Raw genomic sequence first — 18,689 nt, 5'->3', positions numbered from 1 at the left:
ATCTCTAGTATCTATTTTAAATTTTCCCAGTACCACTTAATTGCCTCTTTAAGACCTTCTTTGATACTGTATTTAGGGTTATAATTTAGTAATTCTTTCGCTTTTTCAATGGATGCTAAACTATGAGGAATATCTCCACTTCTTTCTTCATGATGTTTAATTTCAACATTAGCAATATCAGAATCAAACTCCGCTAAAAATTCCTTTAACCAAGTTGTTAATTCATTTAAGGTAGTTCGTTCGCCAAAGGCAACATTATACACAGTGTTAATGGCTTTTTCCGCTTCAACTGTTGCAGCTAATTGGTTAGCTTGTACAACATTGTCGATGTAAGTAAAGTCACGAGAAAAAGTGCCATCTCCATTAATAATTGGTGATTCTTTATCTATCAAAGACTTCACAAACTTAGGAATCACTGCAGCATATGCTCCATCAGGATCTTGACGACGACCAAATACATTGAAATAACGTAAACCGATAATTTGCATGTTATACAAGTTCGCAAACACATCAGCATATAATTCATTCACATACTTTGTAATGGCATATGGAGACAAGGGTTTACCAATTATATGTTCCACCTTAGGCAAGTTCTTACTATCGCCATAAGTTGATGAGCTAGCCGCGTAAACAAAGCGTTTTACCCCTGAATCACGAGCAGCAACCAACATATTAATAAAGCCGGAAACATTCACATCGTTCGAAGTGATGGGGTCATTAATTGATCGAGGTACAGAACCCAAGGCTGCCTGATGAAGTACAACATCTACACCATTGGTAGCTTTTATACAATCATCAAGATTCCGAATATCACCTTCTATTAGCGTGAAATTTGGATTCGCATTAAAGGGGTCGATATTTTTACGTTTGCCTGTGGCAAAATTATCAAGACAAATTACTTTATTATTTTGACCTAGTAAGGTTTCAATAAGATTAGAGCCAATAAATCCAGCTCCACCTGTTACCAAAACCGACTTGTTTTCAAGTTTTCTCACGTTGATTTTAATTTTTCAGCCTAAAAATACCATTCTTGATTAAAGCAGCGAACTCAATGGATTGATTGTTTTACCAAATACACCATTTCAATGATGAACGAACAAAAATAGCGGCCTTTAGCCGCTATTTTTATATCATATCAATTAACTATTTATTTGGCGTAGCTAATCGCTCTTGTTTCACGAATAACTGTAATTTTCACCTGACCAGGATAAGTCATCTCCGTTTGAATCTTACGAGCAATGTCGTATGATAACTCTTCAGCTTCTTTATCCGATGTTTTTTCAGCGCCAACAATCACACGCAACTCACGTCCTGCTTGAATAGCATAAGTTTTCATTACACCTGGATAAGCTAAAGCCATTGACTCAAGATCTTTAAGACGCTTAATGTAAGCCTCTACAATCTCACGACGAGCACCAGGACGAGCACCAGAAATGGCATCACAAACCTGAATAATCGGTGCAATCATTGTTGTCATTTCCACTTCATCGTGGTGAGCACCAATTGCATTACAGATATCTGGTTTCTCTTTGTATTTCTCAGCCAATTTCATTCCTAAAATAGCATGTGGTAATTCCGGATCTTCATCAGAAACTTTACCAATATCGTGCAATAAACCAGCTCTTTTAGCGCGCTTCACATTTAAACCTAGTTCCGATGCCATTACAGCACAAAGGTTAGCCGTTTCGCGAGAGTGCTGCAACAAGTTTTGACCATATGAAGAACGATACTTCATTTTTCCTACCAACTTAATCAACTCAGAGTGTAAACCATGTACACCAAGATCAATAGCCGTACGTTTACCTGTTTCTAGAATTTCTTCTTCAACCTGCTTACGCACTTTATTAACAACTTCCTCAATACGAGCTGGGTGAATACGTCCGTCTGTTACTAACTGGTGTAAAGCCAATCGAGCAATTTCACGACGCATTGGATCAAACGCTGAAAGTACAATTGCTTCAGGTGTGTCATCCACAATAATTTCAACGCCTGTAGCAGCTTCTAAAGCACGGATATTACGACCTTCACGACCAATAATTCGCCCTTTCATCTCATCAGAATCGATGTGGAAAATGGTCACTGAATTTTCAATTGCTGTTTCAGTAGCCACACGCTGAACAGTTTGTAATACAATACGCTTGGCTTCTTTCGTAGCATTGATTTTTGCATCGTCCATTATGTCGTTAACATACGACATTGCTTCAGTTTTAGCTTCAGCTTTTAAACTTTCAATTAACATCTCTTTGGCCTCATCACCTGACATGCCTGAGATTGCTTCCAACTGCTCCACTTGTTGACGATGCATTTGCTGTACATCCTCTTCACGTTTATCAACCAACTCAACTTGAGCCATTAAATTATCACGAATTGCGTCAACTTCTTTACGCTTACGTGCTTGTTCCTCTAATTTTTGAGAAAGCGATGATTCTTTTTGTTTAATTCTATTTTCGGCAGTAACAATCTTTCCATTTCGATTATTAATTTCCTTTTCATGCTCTGAGCGCAACTGAAGGAACTTTTCTTTTGCCTGAAGAATTTTATCTTTTTTTATTACCTCGGCTTCCGCCTCAGCCTCTCGTATTATTTTCTCACTCCTTGATTTAAGTGCCTTAGTAATTAGCAACCATGCCACTAATCCACCAACAAGAAGGGAAACAATACCTATTGCTATTTGAATACCCATGTCTAACTTGTTTTATATATATAAAAAAACCGCACCATATCACCGTTTCAAAACATTTTTTGAAAAGTGAAATACAATGCGGGTATATTGTAATCTTAAATGTGTTTCTCTAAAAAACCTTATCTGATTTATCAGCTAATATATCATCCAATTGTTCATTTAAATCACGAACAGCTTCAACTATTGGATTCACATCATGTTGGTTTTCTAATTCTAATAATTTAATAACATACTGCAAAGTGGCCATTGCCAGAAAGTCCTGTACATCCTTATCAGAATAACGTTGTTTATATTGTAAAACCTTGTCGTTAATTAATTTTGCTGCTAAACGAATGCGCTCCTCATCATTACGATCAATTCGTAAGGGATAATACCTATCTGCTACATTTACTCGTATTGAGAGTTTTTCGTCCATTTAATCAGCTTAACGGTTTAACAGCGCCATACACTTATCAATTTCCCGCACAATTTGGTTGATCCTTTTCTTAGTATCACCAGCTTCTGAGCTTCCCGACACTAATTCTTTCGTTAGTTTCAAATTATTGAATCGATGTTCCAGGTTACTAAATTCACTATTAGCTACCTCCAGTTGTTCGCTTAATCGCTTTTTCTCCTCTTCCAACAACGCAACTTCCGCCTTCAAGCCCTTAAACTGCCCAACAAGCTTGTTCACTTTATCTTTTAATTCAACAATTATATCGCTATTTGGATCTGTCATTTAACCAAACTTTTCCTTACAAAGTTAACATTGGTTTTATAATATAAAAAAAAACCTTTAACTCTTTTTGTAGTTATATAACTAATCATGTTATACACTGAATTTTGCATTTATCAGTTTATCCGTAATCAGGTATACCCTGTTTTATGCAAAATTCACCTACTTTTGCTAAAGATATGAAATTGGATACGCGTTATAAAATGGAAGATTGGCTGCCAACATCAGCCAAGGAAGTGGAAAAAAGAGGCTGGGACAGTTTGGATGTTATTCTCTTTACTGGAGATGCTTACGTGGATCATCCTGCTTTTGGAGCGGCTGTGGTAGGTCGTATGCTGGAAGCAAATGGACTACGTGTTGCCATTATACCACAACCCAATTGGCGCGATGATTTACGTGATTTTAAAAAGTTGGGGCGGCCTAATTATTTCTTTGGTGTTACAGCAGGTGCGATGGATTCGATGGTGAACCATTACACTGCTAATCGTCGCTTAAGATCCAATGATGCGTATACTCCAGATGGTCGTTCAGGACAAAGACCTGATTACGCGTCAAGCGTTTATTGTAATATCTTAAAAGAATTATATCCTGATGTACCGGTGTTATTAGGAGGTATTGAAGCCTCTTTGCGTCGAGTAACCCATTATGATTATTGGTCAGACAAGCTTAAACCAAGTATTTTAGCTGAATCAAAAGCGGATCTTATGGTGTATGGTATGGGCGAACAACCCTTACTTGAAATTATCAGATTAATTGAACGCGGAGTTCCTTTAGAAACTCTCAGAACCGTTGCTCAAACAGCATTTATTCAGGATAAAAATGATGATTTACCTAAAAACAAGAATTGGAAAGATATTGAGTTAGCTTCTCACGACGAATGTTTGCAGGATAAATTAAAATACGCCCGCAATTTCCGTTATGTTGAAGAAGAGTCAAATAGATGGAATGCAGCTCGCTTAAGTCAGGATATTGGAGATAAGAAAGTGATTATTAACCCTCCCTATCCCCCAATGACAACAGGTGAATTGGATGCTTCTTTTGATTTACCATATACACGTCTGCCACACCCACGATACATTGCTAAAGGTCCTATTCCCGCCTTTGAGATGATTAAATTCTCGGTGAATATGCACCGGGGCTGTTTTGGAGGTTGTAGTTTTTGTACAATATCAGCACACCAGGGTAAATTTATAGCTTCTCGATCAAAGGAAAGTATCCTAAAAGAAGTGGATGAAATCACCCAAATGCCAGATTTTAAAGGTTACCTTTCTGATTTAGGCGGCCCGAGTGCTAATATGTATAAGATGGAAGGGAAAGACTTAAAAATCTGCCAACGTTGTACGCGCCCTTCATGTATCCATCCAAATATTTGCACAAACCTAAATACTAACCACAGCGCCATGACCGACATCTACAAAACTGTGGATGGCATGAAAAGCATAAAAAAAGCTTTCATCGGTAGCGGTGTGCGTTATGATATGCTCTATAATAACATGGCTTCGACCGAAGATAAAGAAAGCCATAAGTTATACATGGAGCAACTAGTAGGAAATCATGTAAGTGGTCGCTTAAAAGTGGCACCAGAGCACACATCTGATCAGGTGCTTAGTGTGATGCGTAAGCCAAGTTTTAAGTTATTTCATAAATTCAAACTTGATTTTGATCGTATAAATAAGGCTAAAAAACTCAATCAACAGATCATTCCTTATTTCATATCGAGTCATCCGGGAAGTGAAGAACTGGATATGGCAAACTTAGCTTGTGAGACGCACGATATGGACTTTAAACTGGAACAGGTTCAGGATTTCACGCCTACTCCAATGACGGTTGCTACCGTAATTTATCACTCAGGCTATCATCCTTACACATTAGAAAAAATGTATACGCCAGTCTCGAAAAAAGAGAAATTACAGCAGCGTATGTATTTATTCTGGTATAAAAAGGAATACCGTCAACAAATTGAGGATAGACTCAAAAAATTAAGTCGCTTTGACATTATTAAAAAGCTTTTTCCAATTAAGGAGCAAGAAAATATGCCTAAAACAGGAAAAAAGAAAAAGCCACATAATAAAAACAAGAAGAACAAATCAAAGAAAAACTATAGATAACGTACTATGAAACGAGCCATGAGAAAAGTTCTCTCACAAAGTGGGAATGACTCAAGAGCGAGTTCCATGTAGCCATTGAAAAATAAAATATAGACGCATGAAAAAAATCTACATCGCCATTTTGACACTTGCATTAACAGCCTGTGCAGAGTTAACCACGATCATGGAATCCTATCCAGTTAATTTACCACTGACCGAAGCAGAAGTCGCTAATGGTTTAAAAGAAGCATTAAGAGTTGGGACAGACTCGGCCTCGGCACATTTGGGAGCCCTCGATGGATATTACGGAGATGAATTGGTAAAGATCGTACTTCCAGAAGAAGCTGATATTATTGTGGATAATATTTCACGAATACCAGGTGGTGATAAATTGGTTGAGGACGTTGTAGTACGTATTAATCGTGCTGCTGAGGATGCCGCTAAAGAAGCTGGACCAGTATTTTGGGGAGCAGTTCAAAAAATGACTATTGCCGATGCCTTCAATATCTTAAACGGAAACAACGATGCTGCCACTCAATATCTGAGAAAAAGTACTTATGATGAGTTGTTTAAGTTATATAATCCAAAGATTCAAAACTCACTTGATAAAGAAATAGTAGCCGGTGTGTCAACCAATGAGTCATGGGAATCATTAACTGGTAAATGGAATGGCATTGCTAATTCAACCATTGGTAAATTCGCTGGTTTGGAAGGTGTAAATACAGATCTAGATCATTATTTAACTGAAAAAGCACTAGATGGCCTCTTCATAAAAATTGCTCAAGAAGAGCAAAATATCAGACAGGATCCAATGGCGCGTGTCAATGATATCCTGGAAAGAGTTTTCGGAAGCTAGATTAGCTTCATAACCATGTATAACCTAACTTTTAAAATAATGCAAGAAAATCATCTATTGCAAATAACACGCTATGGCATGGGTCATGGCGATGCCGAATTAGCTATAAAGCTTGTAGCTTCTTATTTTAAAATTTTAATTGAAGACAAACGTTTACCATCCATCATTACGTTTTACAATGAAGGCGTGAAATTATTAGCTGCAGGTAGTCCTGTCATTAGTCTTATGCAAGAAGCGGAGAAGCAGGGTGTGAAATTATTGGCTTGTAAAACCTGTTTGGACTATTATCAAATAACGGATAATATGGCGGCTGGTGTTAAGGGAACCATGATGGATATTATAACCCTTCAAAGCGAAGCGGCCAAGGTGATCAATCTATAAGGCCTTTCCCTGCCAAGTATCTCTGACTTTAAGGCGTTTCTCTACTTTAGCTACAAATTCAAAGTTTTTTATACCCCACGCTGGTGCAATTAATAAATCAGCTGGGGCTTGACTAATAAAACGTTCAACAACGATACGCGGATCCAATAATTCAATAAAATCAATGACTAGCTCCACAAATTCATCAGCCGTGTACAAAGAAAAATAATTAGCATCCTTAATATATTGATTGGCAAATAAGCTTCCTTTTACAATTTGCAATTGATGCAGTTTGAGAAAACTGATTGGTAATTTTGACACTTCTGAAGCATGGTGTAATATTTGCGAACGTGACTCACCAGGTAAACCCAATATCATGTGCAAGCCGATTGGAATATCAAGCTCATTAATCCTATGACAGGCATCAATGGTCTCTTCATGCGAATGACCGCGATTGATTACTTTTAAAGTCTCTTCATTGGTTGATTCGGCACCCAATTCAATAGCCACGTAGTATTTCTTTTGAAGATTTTTCAAGTAAGCCAATAAATCATCTGAAATACAATCGGGACGTGTTCCTAAAATTAAACCTATAACCTTAGGATTGGCCAAGGCCTGTTCATACTTATTGATTAAATCCTTGGTATCGCCATAGGTATTACTATAGGCCTGAAAATAGGCCAGGTAATTCTGTGCTTGATATTTGGGCTGAAAAAAGGAAATTCCCTTCTCTATTTGCACTTCAATGGTAAAAGCGGTATCGCAATAAGCAGGGTTAAATGTACTATTATTACAAAATGCACAGCCTCCTACTCCTTTGCTTCCATCCCTGTTAGGACAAGTAAAACCTGCATTAACAGATATTTTCTGAACACGTTCTCCAAAAGTGCGTTTAATATAGGTGCTGTAATCGTTATAGCGCTTCTCAGTTCCCCACACAAATTGCTTTGTCATTTATTAAACCAGGTTAATTACAAATTAGATTCTTTTTTCTGATATTGTATTGCTGTGCCCGAGCCTGACATGAGCGCTGCTATCACTCTCGTGTTAGGAAATTGTTCTAATATTATCTTCAGAAAAACGGTCATCGGGATAGACATTACCAATCCAGGTATACCCCATATGTATCCCCATAACATCAACATAACAAGTACAGTGACCACGTTTAAGGAAAATGTTTTTCCCATAAAAATAGGCTCAAGAACCCCTCCCATTATTACTTGCACACCGGTTATTACAATAATAAAAAACAATAAGGTACCGGTAGGGTCTAACTCAACAAATGCAAAAAGAGATAACAGCGCCACGGAAACAACTGAACCAACCATCTGCACGAAGTTAATAATGAAGGCAAAAAGTCCCCAAAAAACTGGAAAACTTACATCGAATAACAGACAAGCTATACTAAAACCAACACCAGTGAATAAACTTATAACAAACTTAACTAGCACAAATTTTAAGATGTCTTTCTCAATCTTCATAAAGGTTTTAACCGAGGAATATCGACGTTTAAGTACTGTATTATTAAGTAGTTGTTGAAAATTGATAGATTCAGATAAAAGCAGAATAACAAAAAAAGCAGTCATCAAGGTCATAGAAATGGTACTTCGGATAAACCCAAAAGTTGATCCGAAATTGGCAAGGTTTCCATCTCCCTTCATATAATGTTGAATGACACTCTCTCCTTCCAATCGTTCAATACCAAAAAATGCTTCAAGACTGGTTATTAACCCTAGTACTTTGTTCTCAGCTTTATTTAAAAAGGAATCTTTAGCTGCTAATATTTCATTACTGGATATTTGAATCAACTCTCCCCCAATCTTTAAACCACCAACTATAATTAATATGACAATGAGAATACCTATCCATTTGGGCACATGTTTACTTTTTAACCAACGCATCATTGGCAAAAACAACAAGGCAATAAACATTGACATAATCAATGGAATAAAAATAAAAGAAAGTATTTTGAGCAAATAAAAAACGAGTGGCACTACTATTATCAATAAAAGTGCGTTTGTTACTTTTAAATCTTTCATGGAATACAGTGAAAAAACCTAATTAGAATTATTACAAAGTTATACGATTATTGCATTTTGACGAATGGATTTAGTCACTTATCACTTATTAATTTTACTTAAGAAAATATTTAACTCACTGTTAGTACATTATGAACATTTATCAATAATGAATTCTTTTAAAAAATCCCCAATTGGTTTCGTTAAACCAATTGGGGATAAGTTTTTAAAAATCGTCCTATTTATTAATAAAAACGTTGCGAATATAGTGGTGAAGCAGTACAGAAAAATGAACTATTATGATTTTATGACAAGAATCATATTTGAGGTGCAAAAAAAGAGGTTAAACCATAAATAATTAATGGTTTAACCTCAAACTAAACCAAAGGTATAGTTGTGTTTATCTTAAACAAAAAGTCTACTCTTGTTAGTACAAAGATAAATGCTCAAGTGTTCAGAAAAATGAACGGACATCAAGTATTCCCAGAATAAATATGAATTTAATACCTTTAAATATCATTTACCACCTCTATAGGGTTGTTTACCACTAACTTTTTATCACTTGAGTAGCAATAGCTCTTTTTGCGATGATCATATGTTATGGGAACACCTAATTCTTTTATTTCCTCGAGAAGTTGGAAAATACATGTTCGAGACGTGCCAATACGTTTGGCAAACTGCTCTGCTGGTCCTGTAGTTTCTTTGTCAATTAATGCTGAAGCTCTTTTAATTACTTCAAATTTTTCAATAATTCGCATGCTTGGTTTGGTTATGTTTAAGCTTTAAGGGCTCACGGGTTCAAGCAATAAATTAGGACGACTAAAGAGCTTCAAAGGTGAGAAATACAATTTAAATGTCAAATTATTTAGGTAAAAAATATTTAAAATGATGATAAAAGCCATGTTTCGCAAGCTGCTTTGAAGCTTTCAGCAAGTTTTTTCCGAACTTCTGAATCATAGGCATGCTTTTGATTTAATTCAAACTCAATTCCCAAATACAAGTCCTCTTCTCTATCACGATAATAACGAACATGCCCATCTGGTTTACCTCTATAAGGGTAATTGAAACGAACTCTAAAATCCGGCATTAGTTTGTTTATTTCATGTTTCCATTGTTTAGCAAATGTCTTTTCATTGCTCCTACCAGGATGATATAAAATACCACAGTCTGTATGTCTAATATCGCCATTTAATTCAGGTGTGAAAGAATGAACTGATACATGTAATACTGTTGTTCTAAGAAGCCATAATCGCCTAAGTTCTGCTTCGAATTTATCTCGATATGCATGGTAATATTCCTTAAGAACTTGTTCCTTTTCAATAGGACCTAAGTTTTTTGAGAATTCTGAAAAAAGTGTTCTTCGATATAGCGAACGGTTGATATCAACAAGTAAACGACTAGTCGTAGCAACCTGGCAATATGAGACTTCATTGTTTTTAAAGGATTCATAGAGATCTGCAGCTCCAATGTCATATCCACGATGGGTTTTTAGAGTTTTCTGAGCAGATTTAAATAAATATTCATACTCTTCAGGAACCACATTGCCACCATGTTCACAGCTTAAAATAATTTTTTTTGAAGGCTTCATAAACAACTAATAAATAATTGACACATCTTCAAATTGAATAATTAATTACCCCTTTTTAAGCTGTTGAACCAAAAGTTTTCGATCCAAAATACGAATGCTTTTTCCTTTGGCTTCAATCAAACCATCGTTATGCATATCCCTAATTGCTCTACCTAGTGAAGGACGAGTTACACCAAACATATTAGCCAATTCTTCCTGACTTTTGGGAAGTATAATTTCGCCATCGACTGGACCTATTAATTGAAGTAGATAATGTGCCAATTTGCCACGAATGGTTTGAAACGATAAAAACCTAATTTTATCAGATAAGAATTGAGCACGATTTGAAATTATATCCATAAAGTTTTTCAGAAATACTGCACTCTTTTGCAGAAGCATGATCATCGATGCTTTTGGCAACTTAAAAATCTCCACATCATTGTTGGCCACAATATTCACAGGACAATGGTTGTTTTGACCGAATATAAAAGCAATAGCTAAAGGTTTGGGAGGCTCAATGTCTTCAATCTTTATTGACTTGCCTGATGGATCCATCATTTCACCTTTCACACTACCTTTTAACATTATCATTAACGAATTACATTCATCACCTGCTTGAGCAATCATTTGCCCTTTTTGGTATTTCTTAATTTGATAATGAATATCCTTTAATAAAAAACTAAGTTCTTCGTTATTAATGCCTTTGAATAAAGGACACTTGCTAAGTATTTCCATATTCGAGTATTTTGGTGCCAAAATATGAATTAATTTCCACTTTGTAACATATGTTACAGCATCAACTCATAACACACCCTACATTTGCAGTATAAAAATAACAAGAAGCATTCACAATAAAAATACAAGCCATGCTAAGAGAAGTTGTAAAAATAGATGAAGATAAGTGTAACGGATGTGGTGTTTGCATTCCAGAGTGTCACGAAGGAGCTTTGCAAATTATCGATGGTAAAGCACGGTTGATTAGTGATTTAATGTGTGATGGATTAGGGGCATGTTTGAACCACTGCCCTGAGGGTGCGATGGAAATTGAAAAGCGAGAAGCTGAGCCTTATGACGAAATTAAAGTAATGGAGTTGATGGTTGAGAAAGGGATTAATACAGTTGTAGCTCACCTTAAACATTTAAAAGATCATAATGAAACAGGATTCTTGAAACAAGCCATTGGCTGGTTAAAAGAAAATGAAGATAAATTATCATTTAAAGTAGATGACGTTATTCGTCAGGTACATAAACCAAAAGTATCAGTTATGCAACAAGGAGGACCAACAGGAGGCGGATGTCCAGGATCAGCAGCCAGAACCATTGAGCGACCAGCAGATGTAGCTACTCCGGTAGCCAGCGGTGATTCACCATCTGAATTACGCCAGTGGCCAGTTCAAATGCACTTGGTTAATCCAATGGCACCTTATTTCAGAGAAGCTGATATGGTATTAGCCGCAGATTGTGTTGCCTTCTCAATGGGTAATTTCCACAGCAAATATTTAAAAGGACGTGCTGTTGGTATAGCATGTCCTAAATTAGATGATGGACAAGATACCTATGTAAATAAGCTTGTTCAGATGATTGATGATGCCAAAATAAACACGCTTACGGTTACCATTATGCAAGTACCTTGCTGCGGTGGCTTACTAGCAATGGCTAAGCGTGCTGTTGAAATGGCAACTCGTAAAATTCCTTTAAAACTGGCCATTGTATCAATCGAAGGCGAAGTATTAAGCGAAGAATGGGTGTAAATTTAGATGACTAGATCAATAGATCTTAGACTATAGGCTTAATGACTAATGATAAAAGATTAGTCATTACTAAGAATAAAATCAACAATTAAACCAAAATAAAGAAGAAAATCATGAGTATGTTCTGTTATCAGTGTCAAGAGGCATCAAAAGGCGTAGGCTGTTCTATTAAAGGAGTTTGTGGTAAATCTCCAGAGGTATCAAACCTGCAAGATTTATTAGTATATACGGCAAAAGGTGTAGCTGTTTTAAGCCAATTGGCTGATGAGAAAGGTATCGATACAGCTAAGGCGAACAAGTATCTTATCGACTCATTATTTATTACCATTACAAATGCCAATTTTGATAGTAATAAGATTGTTGCAAAGATCAAAGCTGGTTATGCCATTCAAGATGAGTTAAAGGCTCAGGTTGACGCACCTGCCGACTTGCACGATTCTGCTGTGTACCGCGGTAATGATGTTAACGACATGGAATCTAAAAGTTTGTTGATCGGAATTCTTTCGACTGAGAATGAAGATATCCGTTCGTTAAAAGAGTTATTGACCTACGGATTGAAAGGTATGGCTGCTTATGGTGAGCATGCTTGGAACCTGGGTTATGAAAATAACGATATTTACACATTCGTGAAGAAAGCATTGGTTGCTACTATTACCGAAGGAATTGGAGCTGATGAGTTATTACCTCTTGTATTAGAGTGTGGTAAATATGGCGTTGAAGTAATGGCTTTATTAGACAAAGCTAACACTGAAACATACGGTAACCCAGAAATTACCAAGGTAAACATTGGTGTTGGAACTAAGCCAGCCATCCTGGTTAGTGGTCACGATTTACGCGACTTGGAAGATCTTTTGGATCAAACCAAAGGAACAGGTGTTGATGTGTATACGCACAGTGAAATGTTACCTGCACATTACTATCCTAAATTTAAACAGTACGACAACTTTGTAGGTAACTACGGAAGCGCTTGGTGGCAGCAAACAACTGAATTCGAACAATTCAACGGCCCTATCTTATTTACAACTAACTGTATAGTTCCTCCAAAGGATTCTTACAAAGAGCGTGTTTATACAACTGGTGCTTCTGGTTTCGATGGATGTGTTCACTTTGCTGATCGCGTGAACAATGCGCCTAAAGATTTCTCTGCAATTATTGAGCACGCTAAAAAATGTGCTGCTCCAACAGAAATTGAAACTGGCGAGATTGTTGGTGGATTTGCTCACAATCAAGTATTACAATTAGCTGATAAAGTTGTTGAAGCAGTAAAAGGTGGTGCCATTAAGAAATTTGTTGTGATGGCAGGTTGTGATGGACGTATGACCGACCGTAACTACTACACTGACTTTGCAAATGAATTACCAAAAGATACTGTTATCCTAACTGCTGGTTGTGCCAAATACCGCTACAACAAATTACCTTTAGGTGATATCGGTGGCATTCCTCGTGTATTAGATGCAGGTCAATGTAACGATTCATACAGTTTAGCTGTTACAGCACTTAAGTTACAAGAGGTATTCGGACTGGACGATATTAACGATCTACCAATCGTGTACAACATTGCATGGTATGAGCAAAAGGCTGTAATCGTATTGTTAGCTCTTCTTTCACTAGGAGTTAAAAACATCAACTTAGGGCCTACATTGCCAGCATTCTTATCACCTAATGTGGTAAATATATTGGTTGAAAACTTCGGAATTGGTGGAATATCTACCGTTGAAGAAGATATAAAAAGTTGGATTGCTTAAGTCTACATAATGCATACTATTAAGATTTAATATAAACTATTGATTACCTGCACATAGATTACTATGTGTGGGTAATTTTTTTTATTTTTATTAAGTAGTATTTAATTACCTATTAACTAAATCAAATGTGTTTATGAAAAAGAAATTTTTTGATTTTCTTAAACCACCCGAACACTGGAAGGTCCCTGTCATTCTTGCCTTAGGCATATTTTTTGGCTTGGGCTTTTACTTGTTTTATGTCGCCAGGGCTCACTCCTATTTATCGGATGATCCTAAAACCTGTGTTAATTGCCACATTATGGCTCCGCAGTACGCCACATGGAACCACAGTGCTCATCGCGAGGTGGCAACTTGTAACGACTGCCATGTGCCGCAGGACAATGTGTTGAATACATATTACTTCAAGGCAAAGGATGGTCTGCGTCATGCGTCAGTATTTACTATGCGAGGCGAACCACAGGTTATTTTTATTAAAGAGGAAGGTCAGCATGTAGTACAACAGAATTGTGTACGCTGTCACTCTCATCTTATTACCGATGACAAAACCTTGGCGAAGGTTCCTGATGTTCATATGAACATTCAAGATCGCTTTTGTTGGGAGTGTCACCGTGAAACGCCACATGGCCGAGTTAACAGTTTATCCAGTGTGCCTCATGCACGTGTGCCGGTACCCGAAAGTCCGCTGCCAGAATGGATAAAAGAATTAAATAATGAATAACTAAAATCTAAATATATGAAACCTATTCGCGAACAGATTAAAAATAAACCTTGGTTAGGTTGGGCCATGTTCTTAATAACCATCGTTGTAGTGTTTTTATTAGGCTTACTTGCTTCGTCGGTGATTGAACGCCGTGCAGAAGCTGTATTTGCTTATACGCCAAAAGTAAAACATGCGCCTACGGAGCCTCGTAACGAAGTATGGGGACAGAATTTCCCGAAGCAGTACCAGTCGTACATGAATACTAAAGACACGGTATTTGCCAGTAAATACAACGGTGCAGCTATGATTGATATGCTCGAAGTAGATCCACGTTTAGTTGTGCTTTGGGCTGGTTATGGTTTTGCTAAGGATTATAATCAAGGCCGTGGACATATGTATGCTGTTGAAGATATTCAGGTATCATTACGTACCGGCGGGCCAACTGAAGAAAAAAGAAGCCCGATGCCAAATACATGCTGGACTTGTAAAAGCCCGGATGTGCCGCGCTTAATGAAAGAAATGGGACCTGCCGAATTTTATAAAGGTAAGTGGGATGAAAAAGGACACGAAGTAATGAATAACATTGGTTGTGCCGATTGTCACGATTCGGAAACCATGAACCTTAAAATTACTCGTCCAGCCTTAGTCGAAGCATTCGAACGTATGGGTAAAGATATCGATGAAGCGTCTCATCAGGAAATGCGTTCATTGGTTTGTGCTCAGTGTCACGTTGAATACTATTTCAATAAAAAATCTAATCCAGGTTCACCATACCTAACTTTCCCATGGGACAAAGGTATGTCGGTTGAAGCAATGGAAGAATATTACGATGAAATTGGTTTTGCTGATTGGACTCATAAATTAAGTAAAGCACCTATGCTAAAAGCACAGCACCCAGGTTACGAAGTTTATTTAACGGGTGTTCATGCTAAGCGCGGTGTTTCTTGTGCCGATTGTCACATGCCTTATAAGAGTGAAGGTGGACAAAAATTTACGGATCACCACATTCAGAGTCCATTGAACAACGTAGCTAACTCGTGTCAAGTATGTCACCGCGAAGAGACCGCTAGTTTAATTGAAGATGTTTACGAACGTCAGGATCGTATCATAGAAAATCGTGATAAATTAGAAGAGCTAATCGTTCGCATGCATGTGGAAGCTAAGTTTGCTTGGGACAATGGTGCCACTGAAGAGCAAATGAAAGATATCTTAACTGACATTCGTCATGCACAATGGCGTTGGGATTATGCTGCGGCCAGCCACGGTGGTTCATTCCACTCGCCTGTTGAAACGAGTCGTGTAATCTCAACTGGTATTGTTGTTGCTCAGGAAGGAAGACTTAAGTTAAGTCGCTTGTTAGCTTCAATGGGACATAACAAAGAAATACCTTACCCAGATATTACTACTAAAGCAAAAGCTCAGGCATTCATTGGTTTACCTGTTGAAAAGTTGCAAGAGGAAAAGAATGAGTTCTTGAAAACTATAGTTCCTAAGTGGGAAGCAGAAAAAGATAAACGTGAAGCTACTTACGAAACTTCATTGAACTAATAATCGATAAGAAATAAAGGCAGAATATTGGGAGTATTGCACTTCTTTAGTTCTGCCTTTTTATTAATCTACAATTACAACTATGAATAAAAAATTAATATTTCTAAGCATCTGTGCCCTAATGTTAAGCATTGGCAGTTTTGCACAGGTTAAAATATCGGCTGAATTACGTCCACGTACGGAATTAAACCAAGGTGTTAAACAACCAGCTTCCGACGGACAAGAAGCATCTATTCTGACCAGCCAACGTACGCGTTTAAACCTTGATTTTAAGAACGAAGTATTTGCTGTTGGAGTTGTTTTTCAGGATGTTCGCCTTTGGGGGCAAGAAGCTCAGTTAACAACTAATGGAAATAATGTTACTTACATCCACCAAGCTTGGGCCGAGTGGTTTATGAGTGATAAGTTTGCTTTAAAAGCCGGTCGTCAGCAACTGGTTTACGATGATCACCGTATATTAGGTAGTGTTGGCTGGGCACAGCAAGCGCGTTCGCACGATGTTGCTATTTTTAAATACAAAGGAACTTTCAATGCGCATTTAGGCCTAGCATATAACAACTCAAATATGCACGATAACTTTTACTTGGGACCTGATGCATACAAAGCCATGCAATATCTTTGGTTAAACCATAAAACGGATAGTTATTCAGGTAGTGTTCTATTCTTGAATAATGGTAAACCTTATGCGAAAGAAACAGACCCTAATACTGGTGAAATGATTAAACAAGGTATTAGATACAGTAAGACCTTAGGTACCCACATTAAAAGCAAAATTTCGGATGTAAAATTGGTAGGTAATTTATACTATCAATTTGGTGAAGACGCTGGTGGTAAAGATATTTCAGCGCTTAACTTTTCAATTGATGCAAACATGCCATTGGGTGATAAAGCGTCTATTGGTGCAGGTTATGAGTTACTATCAGGTACCGACCAAAGTGAAAACGAGAAAAATAATACATTTGCTCCATTATATGGTACCAACCATAAGTTTAATGGATTTATGGATTATTTCTATGTAGGTAACCATGGAGGAACTAGTGTTGGATTGAACGACATTTACGTAAAAGGTCATATCAAACCTGGTAAGGTTAAATTTAATGCTGCAGTTCACTTTTTTAGTGCAGATGGCGAAATTAGTGATCACAGCAAAGGTTTAGGTACTGAAGTTGATTTATGGTGTGCATATTCACACAAAGGTCAGGTTCAACTCGATTTTGGTTACTCTCACATGTTTGCTCAAGATGCCTTATATGCAATAAAAGGTGTTGAGAAGAATAGTACAGGAAACCACTGGGCTTGGGTTCAGTTAACCTTTAAGCCAACTTTATTTGAGAAGAAATAATTTTCAAATTATGATATAAAAAAACCGGAAGCGTGAACTTCCGGTTTTTTTATGATTAATAATTATGCTTTAATACCATACTGCTCGCCAAACTTCTCAACCACATAATCGATATCCTTATCTCCTCTTCCTGATAGATTCACAAGAATTGTTTGATCGGCTGATAAGGTAGGTGCTAATTTCATGGCATAAGCAACCGCATGGGCACTTTCTAAGGCAGGAATAATACCTTCTTCACGAGCTAATTGCATAAAAGCATCAATAGCCTCTTTATCATTAATACTTTCGTAATTAACGCGCTTAAGATCTTTTAAGTAAGAATGCTGAGGCCCAACACCAGGATAATCCAAACCACTTGCCACCGTATTAACTGCAGCCGGTTCACCTTTTTCATCCTGTAATAAATAACACTTGTAACCATGAATCATTCCTGGTTTACCATGTGTGAGTGTTGCAGCATGTTCGCCGGTCTTGAAACTTGTTCCTGCTGGTTCAACACCATAAATATTAACGCTTTCATCGTTTAAGAAAGCCGAAAATAATCCAATTGCGTTTGATCCTCCGCCAACGCAAGCAACTAAGTTGTCAGGTAGCTTTCCATTAATTTCATTGAACTGTTCCTTGGCTTCGCGACCAACAACCGCTTGAAAATCGCGTACCATCATTGGGAACGGATGAGGGCCAACCACCGATCCAATGGCATACAGTTGATTAACAGGGTCGCCCATATAGGCTTCAAAAGCTGAATCAACCGCTTCTTTTAATGTCTTTAATCCATGTGTTGCAGGAATAACCCGAGCACCAAGAATTTTCATTCTAACCACATTGGGATGCTCTTTGTAAATATCTACTTCACCCATGTAAATATCACACTCTAAGCCAACCAAAGCCGCAGCTGTAGCTAAAGCAACGCCGTGTTGCCCGGCACCAGTTTCGGCTATTAATTTCTTCTTACCCATTTTCTTGGCCAACAAGGCTTCGCCAAGGCAATGATTAATTTTATGAGCTCCTGTGTGATTTAAGTCTTCTCGCTTGAGGTAAATTTGGGCGCCACCTAGCCGTTTAGATAAGTTTTGTGCATGAAACACTGGCGATGGTCGTCCGGTATAATGTTTTTGAAGTTGAAATAATTCCTCCTTAAAAACTGGATCATCCTTAATCTTCTGATAAGCCTCAGTAATTTCCTGCATAATAGGTTCGAGCATAGGTGGCACAAATCGGCCGCCAAATTCGCCAAAGAACCCATTTTCATCAGGCATTACCGCAGTGCTTAATTCTGCTTTGTCTGAATTCTGATTCATTTTTAGTGATTTAATT

The 18,689-nt window shown here is 37.4% G+C and carries 18 protein-coding genes; 8 read left to right on the top strand and 10 right to left on the bottom strand.

The window, feature by feature from the left end; all coding sequences use genetic code 11:
* Positions 1-11: 11 nt before the first annotated feature.
* From ACRD7B_RS00485 to ACRD7B_RS00470, 4 genes are all read right to left on the bottom strand, one after another.
* A complete protein-coding gene (locus ACRD7B_RS00485) occupies positions 12-995 on the bottom strand; it encodes an SDR family oxidoreductase (protein ID WP_430822469.1) in 984 nt (327 codons plus the stop codon).
* 152 nt (positions 996-1,147) lie between these two features.
* Positions 1,148-2,683 carry a ribonuclease Y gene (rny, locus tag ACRD7B_RS00480; protein ID WP_430822468.1) on the bottom strand — a complete coding sequence of 512 codons (1,536 nt, stop codon included), beginning with the start codon at positions 2,681-2,683 and terminating at the stop codon, positions 1,148-1,150.
* 109 nt (positions 2,684-2,792) lie between these two features.
* On the bottom strand, positions 2,793-3,098 hold the full coding sequence (locus tag ACRD7B_RS00475) for a cell division protein ZapA (RefSeq protein WP_430822467.1): 306 nt from the start codon (positions 3,096-3,098) through the stop codon (positions 2,793-2,795).
* 9 nt (positions 3,099-3,107) lie between these two features.
* The gene (locus ACRD7B_RS00470; protein ID WP_430822466.1) at positions 3,108-3,401 is read right to left on the bottom strand and encodes a hypothetical protein; all 294 of its coding nucleotides are present in this window, start codon (positions 3,399-3,401) and stop codon (positions 3,108-3,110) included.
* A 146-nt stretch (positions 3,402-3,547) separates the two neighbouring features.
* Here ACRD7B_RS00470 and ACRD7B_RS00465 point away from each other — a divergent pair, with 146 nt between their 5' ends.
* From ACRD7B_RS00465 to ACRD7B_RS00455, 3 genes are all read left to right on the top strand, one after another.
* Positions 3,548-5,506 (top strand): YgiQ family radical SAM protein, encoded by a 1,959-nt coding sequence (locus tag ACRD7B_RS00465; RefSeq protein WP_430822465.1) that lies wholly within the window; start codon positions 3,548-3,550, stop codon positions 5,504-5,506.
* Between the two features lie 97 nt (positions 5,507-5,603).
* Positions 5,604-6,341 carry a DUF4197 domain-containing protein gene (locus tag ACRD7B_RS00460; protein ID WP_430822464.1) on the top strand — a complete coding sequence of 246 codons (738 nt, stop codon included), beginning with the start codon at positions 5,604-5,606 and terminating at the stop codon, positions 6,339-6,341.
* 39 nt (positions 6,342-6,380) lie between these two features.
* Positions 6,381-6,722 (top strand): DsrE family protein, encoded by a 342-nt coding sequence (locus ACRD7B_RS00455; RefSeq protein ID WP_430822463.1) that lies wholly within the window; start codon positions 6,381-6,383, stop codon positions 6,720-6,722.
* Here the strand turns inward: ACRD7B_RS00455 and mnmL are convergent.
* The 5 genes from mnmL to ACRD7B_RS00430 all read right to left on the bottom strand — a co-directional run bounded on the left by mnmL (position 6,717) and on the right by ACRD7B_RS00430 (position 11,021).
* Complete coding sequence (gene mnmL, locus ACRD7B_RS00450) at positions 6,717-7,655, bottom strand: tRNA modification radical SAM protein MnmL/YtqA (RefSeq protein WP_430822462.1); 939 nt, start codon at positions 7,653-7,655, stop codon at positions 6,717-6,719. The two genes, ACRD7B_RS00455 and mnmL, sit on opposite strands and share 6 nt — an antisense overlap.
* 17 nt (positions 7,656-7,672) lie before the next feature.
* On the bottom strand, positions 7,673-8,740 hold the full coding sequence (locus ACRD7B_RS00445; protein ID WP_430822461.1) for an AI-2E family transporter: 1,068 nt from the start codon (positions 8,738-8,740) through the stop codon (positions 7,673-7,675).
* A 488-nt stretch (positions 8,741-9,228) separates the two neighbouring features.
* On the bottom strand, positions 9,229-9,477 hold the full coding sequence (locus tag ACRD7B_RS00440; protein WP_430822460.1) for a hypothetical protein: 249 nt from the start codon (positions 9,475-9,477) through the stop codon (positions 9,229-9,231).
* Positions 9,478-9,599: 122 nt separating this feature from the next.
* Positions 9,600-10,307 (bottom strand): N-formylglutamate amidohydrolase, encoded by a 708-nt coding sequence (locus ACRD7B_RS00435; RefSeq protein WP_430822459.1) that lies wholly within the window; start codon positions 10,305-10,307, stop codon positions 9,600-9,602.
* 45 nt (positions 10,308-10,352) lie between these two features.
* Positions 10,353-11,021, bottom strand: coding sequence for a Crp/Fnr family transcriptional regulator (locus ACRD7B_RS00430; RefSeq protein WP_430822458.1), 669 nt, complete (start codon positions 11,019-11,021; stop codon positions 10,353-10,355).
* 131 nt (positions 11,022-11,152) lie between these two features.
* Here ACRD7B_RS00430 and ACRD7B_RS00425 point away from each other — a divergent pair, with 131 nt between their 5' ends.
* The 5 genes from ACRD7B_RS00425 to ACRD7B_RS00405 all read left to right on the top strand — a co-directional run bounded on the left by ACRD7B_RS00425 (position 11,153) and on the right by ACRD7B_RS00405 (position 17,372).
* Positions 11,153-12,037: an ATP-binding protein gene (locus ACRD7B_RS00425; protein ID WP_430822457.1), complete on the top strand. Its 885-nt coding sequence runs from the start codon at positions 11,153-11,155 to the stop codon at positions 12,035-12,037.
* A 113-nt stretch (positions 12,038-12,150) separates the two neighbouring features.
* The gene (gene hcp / locus ACRD7B_RS00420; RefSeq protein WP_430822455.1) at positions 12,151-13,782 is read left to right on the top strand and encodes a hydroxylamine reductase; all 1,632 of its coding nucleotides are present in this window, start codon (positions 12,151-12,153) and stop codon (positions 13,780-13,782) included.
* A 133-nt stretch (positions 13,783-13,915) separates the two neighbouring features.
* Positions 13,916-14,500, top strand: coding sequence for a cytochrome c nitrite reductase small subunit (nrfH, locus tag ACRD7B_RS00415; RefSeq protein ID WP_430822454.1), 585 nt, complete (start codon positions 13,916-13,918; stop codon positions 14,498-14,500).
* A 15-nt stretch (positions 14,501-14,515) separates the two neighbouring features.
* Positions 14,516-16,030: an ammonia-forming cytochrome c nitrite reductase gene (nrfA, locus tag ACRD7B_RS00410; RefSeq protein WP_430822453.1), complete on the top strand. Its 1,515-nt coding sequence runs from the start codon at positions 14,516-14,518 to the stop codon at positions 16,028-16,030.
* An 82-nt stretch (positions 16,031-16,112) separates the two neighbouring features.
* Positions 16,113-17,372 (top strand): alginate export family protein, encoded by a 1,260-nt coding sequence (locus ACRD7B_RS00405; protein ID WP_430822452.1) that lies wholly within the window; start codon positions 16,113-16,115, stop codon positions 17,370-17,372.
* 62 nt (positions 17,373-17,434) lie between these two features.
* On the opposite strand, the gene trpB is transcribed toward ACRD7B_RS00405, so the two are convergent.
* The gene (gene trpB, locus ACRD7B_RS00400) at positions 17,435-18,673 is read right to left on the bottom strand and encodes a tryptophan synthase subunit beta (RefSeq protein ID WP_430822451.1); all 1,239 of its coding nucleotides are present in this window, start codon (positions 18,671-18,673) and stop codon (positions 17,435-17,437) included.
* Between the last annotated feature and the right edge of the window lie 16 nt (positions 18,674-18,689).

This window comes from Carboxylicivirga fragile (genome assembly GCF_050589805.1).
GTDB lineage: Bacteria > Bacteroidota > Bacteroidia > Bacteroidales > Marinilabiliaceae > Carboxylicivirga > Carboxylicivirga fragile.
Note: the sequence above shows the minus strand (reverse complement) of the source record. Positions and strands in the feature narration are given on the sequence as shown.

Coding starts and splice junctions, on each gene's coding strand:
- hcp (WP_430822455.1), top strand. CDS start 12,151: ATGAGTATGTTCTGTTATCAGTGTCAAGAGGCATCAAAAGGCGTAGGC.
- ACRD7B_RS00470 (WP_430822466.1), bottom strand. CDS start 3,401: ATGACAGATCCAAATAGCGATATAATTGTTGAATTAAAAGATAAAGTG.
- ACRD7B_RS00475 (WP_430822467.1), bottom strand. CDS start 3,098: ATGGACGAAAAACTCTCAATACGAGTAAATGTAGCAGATAGGTATTAT.
- ACRD7B_RS00455 (WP_430822463.1), top strand. CDS start 6,381: ATGCAAGAAAATCATCTATTGCAAATAACACGCTATGGCATGGGTCAT.
- ACRD7B_RS00440 (WP_430822460.1), bottom strand. CDS start 9,477: ATGCGAATTATTGAAAAATTTGAAGTAATTAAAAGAGCTTCAGCATTA.
- ACRD7B_RS00425 (WP_430822457.1), top strand. CDS start 11,153: ATGCTAAGAGAAGTTGTAAAAATAGATGAAGATAAGTGTAACGGATGT.
- ACRD7B_RS00445 (WP_430822461.1), bottom strand. CDS start 8,740: ATGAAAGATTTAAAAGTAACAAACGCACTTTTATTGATAATAGTAGTG.
- ACRD7B_RS00435 (WP_430822459.1), bottom strand. CDS start 10,307: ATGAAGCCTTCAAAAAAAATTATTTTAAGCTGTGAACATGGTGGCAAT.
- ACRD7B_RS00430 (WP_430822458.1), bottom strand. CDS start 11,021: ATGGAAATACTTAGCAAGTGTCCTTTATTCAAAGGCATTAATAACGAA.
- mnmL (WP_430822462.1), bottom strand. CDS start 7,655: ATGACAAAGCAATTTGTGTGGGGAACTGAGAAGCGCTATAACGATTAC.
- trpB (WP_430822451.1), bottom strand. CDS start 18,673: ATGAATCAGAATTCAGACAAAGCAGAATTAAGCACTGCGGTAATGCCT.
- rny (WP_430822468.1), bottom strand. CDS start 2,683: ATGGGTATTCAAATAGCAATAGGTATTGTTTCCCTTCTTGTTGGTGGA.
- ACRD7B_RS00460 (WP_430822464.1), top strand. CDS start 5,604: ATGAAAAAAATCTACATCGCCATTTTGACACTTGCATTAACAGCCTGT.
- nrfA (WP_430822453.1), top strand. CDS start 14,516: ATGAAACCTATTCGCGAACAGATTAAAAATAAACCTTGGTTAGGTTGG.
- ACRD7B_RS00465 (WP_430822465.1), top strand. CDS start 3,548: ATGCAAAATTCACCTACTTTTGCTAAAGATATGAAATTGGATACGCGT.
- ACRD7B_RS00405 (WP_430822452.1), top strand. CDS start 16,113: ATGAATAAAAAATTAATATTTCTAAGCATCTGTGCCCTAATGTTAAGC.
- nrfH (WP_430822454.1), top strand. CDS start 13,916: ATGAAAAAGAAATTTTTTGATTTTCTTAAACCACCCGAACACTGGAAG.